Origin of the sequence: Enterococcus sp. C46 (assembly GCF_040887565.1) — a bacterium.
In the GTDB taxonomy this organism is placed as follows: domain Bacteria; phylum Bacillota; class Bacilli; order Lactobacillales; family Enterococcaceae; genus Enterococcus_B; species Enterococcus_B lactis.
In genome coordinates, this window is the sequence record NZ_JBFOGA010000021.1 from 1 (window position 1) to 5,343 (window position 5,343).

At 37.9% G+C, this 5,343-nt stretch carries 6 protein-coding genes and 1 other annotated feature; of the genes, 5 read left to right on the forward strand and 1 reads right to left on the reverse strand.

Annotation, left to right across the window (positions count from 1 at the left end; genetic code table 11):
- The 5 genes from AB3I27_RS13800 to AB3I27_RS13820 form a co-directional block, all read left to right on the forward strand.
- A partial coding sequence (locus AB3I27_RS13800) for a PRD domain-containing protein (protein WP_236017435.1) occupies positions 1–1,864 on the forward strand: 1,864 nt, incomplete at its 5' end.
- A gap of 8 nt (positions 1,865–1,872) precedes the next feature.
- On the forward strand, positions 1,873–2,505 hold the full coding sequence (locus AB3I27_RS13805; RefSeq protein ID WP_002292426.1) for an HAD family phosphatase: 633 nt from the start codon (positions 1,873–1,875) through the stop codon (positions 2,503–2,505).
- Positions 2,506–2,594: 89 nt separating this feature from the next.
- Positions 2,595–2,826, forward strand: a binding site (T-box leader).
- 72 nt (positions 2,827–2,898) lie between these two features.
- Positions 2,899–3,714 (forward strand): MetQ/NlpA family ABC transporter substrate-binding protein, encoded by an 816-nt coding sequence (locus tag AB3I27_RS13810; protein WP_002292428.1) that lies wholly within the window; start codon positions 2,899–2,901, stop codon positions 3,712–3,714.
- Positions 3,715–3,736: 22 nt separating this feature from the next.
- The gene (gene msrA, locus AB3I27_RS13815; protein WP_002292429.1) at positions 3,737–4,243 is read left to right on the forward strand and encodes a peptide-methionine (S)-S-oxide reductase MsrA; all 507 of its coding nucleotides are present in this window, start codon (positions 3,737–3,739) and stop codon (positions 4,241–4,243) included.
- Between the two features lie 110 nt (positions 4,244–4,353).
- Complete coding sequence (locus AB3I27_RS13820; RefSeq protein ID WP_002316700.1) at positions 4,354–4,761, forward strand: SRPBCC family protein; 408 nt, start codon at positions 4,354–4,356, stop codon at positions 4,759–4,761.
- A gap of 116 nt (positions 4,762–4,877) precedes the next feature.
- Here AB3I27_RS13820 and AB3I27_RS13825 read toward each other — a convergent pair.
- Positions 4,878–5,343 (reverse strand): helix-turn-helix domain-containing protein (locus AB3I27_RS13825; protein ID WP_002316699.1); only part of this gene is annotated, 466 nt, incomplete at its 5' end.

A 5,343-nucleotide genomic window follows, 5' to 3' on the forward strand; every position in this document is an offset into this window, starting at 1 on the left:
CTTCTTCATTACAGAAAGCAGCATTTTGGATAAGGAGCTGCAGGTTTCTTATCAAATGATTGATTTCTTGCTAAATAGTGATTTAGAAGGAAATGTCGGGAAAATCAAGAATATCATCAAATACGCCTGTGGAAATGCCTATGTGCATCAGAAGAATAGTCAGACGATCTTTGTTCGGTTAAAGGATCTGCCACTAGAGTACAATCTGAAATTCAAAGAACAGTTTAGTAAACCAAAGAAGAAAATGTCAGATCGCACATACCTACCCAACACGACTCAGCAAATTCACTTGGAAAGCAAAGAGACACAACTGCTTCGTAATTTTTTTGATGAAGTCGTATCAGAATTTAAAAAGGTCCAGAAAAAAGAGAGTCAGCCGCAAGAATTCATTGAGGATACTGTTAGTCGTGTGACACAAATGATGGACGAATTTATTTTTCAAGGAACGTATGAAAAGGAAGAGTCTTTATATTCCGTGCTGACTTATCATATTCGACAAACACTGGATATGATGTATAAGAACTATGGATTTGAACAGGATGGCAATCGGGTTGTTTCTTTAGCAAGCTATCTTTATCTAAAGGATAATACAGATATTTTAGATAGTGATTATGGCTGGCAGGAACAAAAAAATGAGTTGATGGAATTCTTGGATTCATTTTTAGAAACGCCATTTTGGTATGCTAAAAAGCTATTGAGCTATTTATCCCAGCAGTTGGATCAGCGATTATTGGATGAAGATATTGTTTTTGTGACTTTTTATTTTTATAGTTTACAGATCAGCGACCTGCCGAATGACGTAAAATGTATCGTACCAGCCCATGGCTATTCAACAGCCAGCAGTTTGGCGAATGTCGTGAATCGGATGCTAGGGAAAAATGTGTTTCAGGCCTATGATATGCCCATCAATATCACCTTAGACAAGGTTGAAACAAAGATTATTCGTTATATCAATGATTATAGTACAGATTCAGGATTGATCCTACTAGTAGATATGGGTTCCTTCAATCAATTGGGGGAACGTCTTTCAAATCATATTAAGAGTCCTTTGGTTATTATTGATAATGTCAGTACACCGCTTGTATTGGAAGTCGGAGAACATATTGTCAACGGCAACAGTGTCACCGAAGTTTATGAGGCCATCACTGTCGAAAACCGTATACAAAAGCAACTGATCATCCCAGAGGTAAATAAGAAAAAAGCGATCATTACCTGCTGTTATACAGGAATAGGAAGCGCCACTCAAATCCAAGAAATCCTACAGAAGTGCTTAGGTGATTCTGCAAAGGAATTGACCATCCTGCCTTATGACTATAAAAAATTAGCTGAGAATAAAATGTATGAGACTCCATTTCAGCTGTATGATGTCTTGATGATCGTTGGGACAGAAAACCCGAAAATCAATCAAGTCCCATACATTGGTTTGGATCAATTAATCAACGGAGAAGCCGTTTCAGAATTTGCGGAGCTATTGCATGAACAAGTCGACATTGATAGTGAAGCCTTCAAGAGTCAATTGATTTTTAATTTCTCGATTAACAAGATCGTAGAAAATTTAACGATCCTTGATGCAATGAAGGTTTTGAGATTGGTACAAAAGGCCGTCAAAGAACTCGAAAAACTAATGGGGATCGAATTTTCAAACAATCAATTGTTCTTGCTTTACATGCACTGCTGCTCAATGATCGAACGTATTTTACGCAAAGAAAGTGTAGATGAACAAGCAGATATCAAAGAATATATTCAAAAAGAGGGACATAATATGGAGTTGATCCATCAAGCATTTCAAGAGGTTGAGAAGGAATATACGATTGAGCTTCCTTTGTTAGAGCTTCGCTTACTAAATGATATTGTGAAGGACTAGGTGAGAGAATGAGAAAAGCAGTAATATTTGATATGGACGGTGTGCTAATTGATAGTGAACCCTTCTATTTTAAACGTCGAATGGATTTTTTTAAGTTTAAAGGCATACAACCAGGCTCTGATAAATTTGAAGATTATGTAGGAAACTCGGAAAAACAAACATGGGAAATGCTGATCCCTGAAGATGAGATCACACGCGATCGCCTCCATCGAGAGTACCTTCATTACAAGCAGCGACACGGAATTGATTTTTCAAAGGCTATTCGAGAAAGCGTGCCATCAGTATTAGAACAATTGAGAGTAGAAAATATCGCAATTGGATTGGCCTCGTCATCCCCACGCAAAGAAATTGATCAAATGTTATCCGACTGCAAATTGGAACGCTATTTTTCATATACTATTAGTGGGGAAGAGTTAAAGGAAAGCAAACCTAATCCGGAAATCTATTTGATCAGTCGCGACGCCTTAGCCTGTGATGATTGCCTAGCTGTGGAAGATTCAACATTAGGGATTGCTTCGGCTAAAGCTGCGGGCATTTATACGGTTGCTTTGAAACAAGGGTTCTTTATGGATCAGAGTAAAGCGGATATTATTATCAATGAGCTGACAGAGCTTGTGACTTTGCCACAGGTAACACGATAGAGGTGAAACTCCTCAATTTAAAAGTTGAGGAGTTTTCGCTTTTTTTGTTGCAAAGCAAGATTGTTTATATTAGAATAACGTAAATCAATAATGAAGCATTGAAGAGAAGAGTAATTGACTAATAGACGATTAAAGAGACCCTCGGCAGGTGAAAAGAGGGATCGTGGAAAATCAATGAAGATGAGCTCTGAGCCTTTAGTTTGTTCACGCAAGCTGGACGGGAAGCGACCGTTACATCGCCGGGTATGTTTGTACCGTTGAGGTATTATTTGTGAGAATAATACGAATAAGGGTGGTAACGCGAAAATATTCGTCCCTTTATTTATCAGGATGCTGATAGGTAAAGGGATGAATATTTTTTTTATTTGTCAAAAAAATTGGGAGAGTGTTTGTATGAAAAAAATTGGTTTGGTTTTATTGGTGTTAGGTTGTGTGACTTTATTAGCTGCCTGCGGCTCGGGTTCAGCTGAGAAGACGGATAAGGTAAAGATTGGTGCTTCACCGACGCCCCATGCAGAAATCTTAGAGCATATTAAGCCGGAGTTGAAGAAGAAGGGGATCGAATTAGAGATCGTCAAGTTCGATGACTATGTTTTGCCAAATAAGGCATTGGAAAATGGAGACATCGATGCGAATTATTTTTCAACGGTTCCATACTTCAATTTGCAAAAGAAAGAAAATGGGTATCAATTTTCAAATGTGGGGGCGATCCATCTTGAACCAATGGGCATTTATTCACACAAAATAAAGAAAATTGCTGCTATTCCCGATGGGGCAAAAGTGATTGTTTCAAATGTGCCCTCTGAATGGGGCCGAGTCTTAAATATCTTTGTAAAAAATAAGTTGATCAAAATTAAACCTGGGATACAAATTGATCAGGCAACTTTTGAGGATATTACTGAAAATCCTAAAAATCTGGTCTTTGATCATAGTGTGGATCCGACATTACTGACTTCAGCCTATGAAAATAATGAAGGGGATTTAGTCGCGATTAATTCTAATTTTGCTTACGAAAAAGGGTTGAATCCAGCGAAGGATTCCTTGATGATCGAACAAAACGATTCGCCATATGTGAATATTGTCGCGACGAAAACGACGAATAAGGACAATAAAGACATTAAAACAATTGTTGAAACATTGCATGAAGCCAAGGTTCAACAATGGGTTGAAAAGAAATGGGGCGGATCCATCGTCCCTGTGGATGAATAAATGTAAAGGATAGGTGAGAAAGATGGAGCGAGCAATTTTTGCAGGAGGTTGTTTTTGGTGTATGGTCAAACCCTTTGATTCATTGCCGGGAATTGAATCAGTGATTTCTGGGTATACTGGCGGTGAGAAAGAAAATCCAACGTATTTAGAAGTAAAGAGCGGCGATACAGGCCATACTGAGGCGGTAGAAATTATTTACGACCCAGAATTCATTTCATATCAAGAATTAGTAGAAATTTATTGGCAGCAAACAGATCCGACAGATGCTTTTGGTCAGTTTGAAGATCGTGGCAGCAGTTATCGTCCGGTCATATTTTATTTTAATGAAGAACAAAAAAGAATTGCTGAGAAAAGTCGAGACAGCTTGCAGGCAAGTGGAAGGTTTGATCAGCCGATCGTAACAACCATCGAGGCTGCAAAAACTTTTTATCCTGCTGACGCTGAACACCAAGATTACTACCAAAGAAATCCGGAGAACTATCAAAGAAACGCCGAGCGAAGAAATAAATTTATTCATGAAGTTTGGTAAGTCCAAGAACGGTCAATCCACCCTTATTAAAACACGCAGAATTAGTATCAAAACTGAGAGGTTTTACTATGTCCAGTACAGTAAAATGATAATAAAGGGGTTGGATAATTATGACTACTGAAAGAATCGAAGCAATCTTTCATGCTGATATAGAAAAAGTTTGGCAGGTGGTCACTTCAATGACAAACACAAAGTGGCGAAGTGATCTGAATAAAGTTGAAGTCCTCGAAGATCAGAAGGTTTTCGTTGAGTACACTACTCAAGATTTCCCCACGACCTTCACAATCACAGAGTTTGAACCCATGAAGTTTTACGCATTCGAGATGGAGAATGTAAATATGAAAGGAAAATGGACAGGTGAATTTTTCTCCTTAAGCGATCACAAAACAAAAATCCATTTTACTGAAGCGATTCAGGCTAAAAAAATTTACCTGAGACCGTTTGTTAAATGCTATCTAAAAAAGCAACAGAAAACGTATGTAAACGATTTGACTAAATATCTACATGAAAGTTTTTAAGGCTGGAAACGCTGAGTATTTCTTTAAGTATTGTTCAACACCTCACTGAAAGTCGCGCTTTTTAATAGTAAATACCCATCTGACGCTTTTTCAGCTTGCGTCGAATGGGTATTTTATCAATGATTTATTTTGAAATACTCTGCTTCAGAAGATCGGTATTTAAGTTGTTCCATGTCAGTGATTTGAAATTTCCGTTTTTCCCGTTTTAAAATACCATCATCACATAACTTATTCAGTAAGAGCAGCAAATGCCGATAGCTAATCCCAATCGTAGCGGCCACATCTGTCAGATTATCGAAAAAATAATTCTTATAGGAACCTTGCAGGATATAGGTACATAATCGCTGTTCACCGGAATATAAGGCGTTCGACGTATAATTATGCGAGCTGTTAATCAAGTTTTCTGACAGCCCTTTGGCTAACGTGGTCATAAATGTCAAATTTTTAAAAATCGAATCCTGATCATCTTGAAATGGAACGATAATGACTTCGAAAGGGGAAAGGGTAATGACCGAAGCAGTGGCATAAGTCGTGTTGGACATTAATTCAACATCACTTTTTTTGTTGTTTTGAGGTAAGACT

Excerpts from the sequence above, each read along its gene's own strand:
- msrA (WP_002292429.1), top strand. The coding sequence starts at position 3,737 with ATGGAGCGAGCAATTTTTGCAGGAGGTTGTTTTTGGTGTATGGTCAAA.
- AB3I27_RS13810 (WP_002292428.1), top strand. The coding sequence starts at position 2,899 with ATGAAAAAAATTGGTTTGGTTTTATTGGTGTTAGGTTGTGTGACTTTA.
- AB3I27_RS13820 (WP_002316700.1), top strand. The coding sequence starts at position 4,354 with ATGACTACTGAAAGAATCGAAGCAATCTTTCATGCTGATATAGAAAAA.
- AB3I27_RS13805 (WP_002292426.1), top strand. The coding sequence starts at position 1,873 with ATGAGAAAAGCAGTAATATTTGATATGGACGGTGTGCTAATTGATAGT.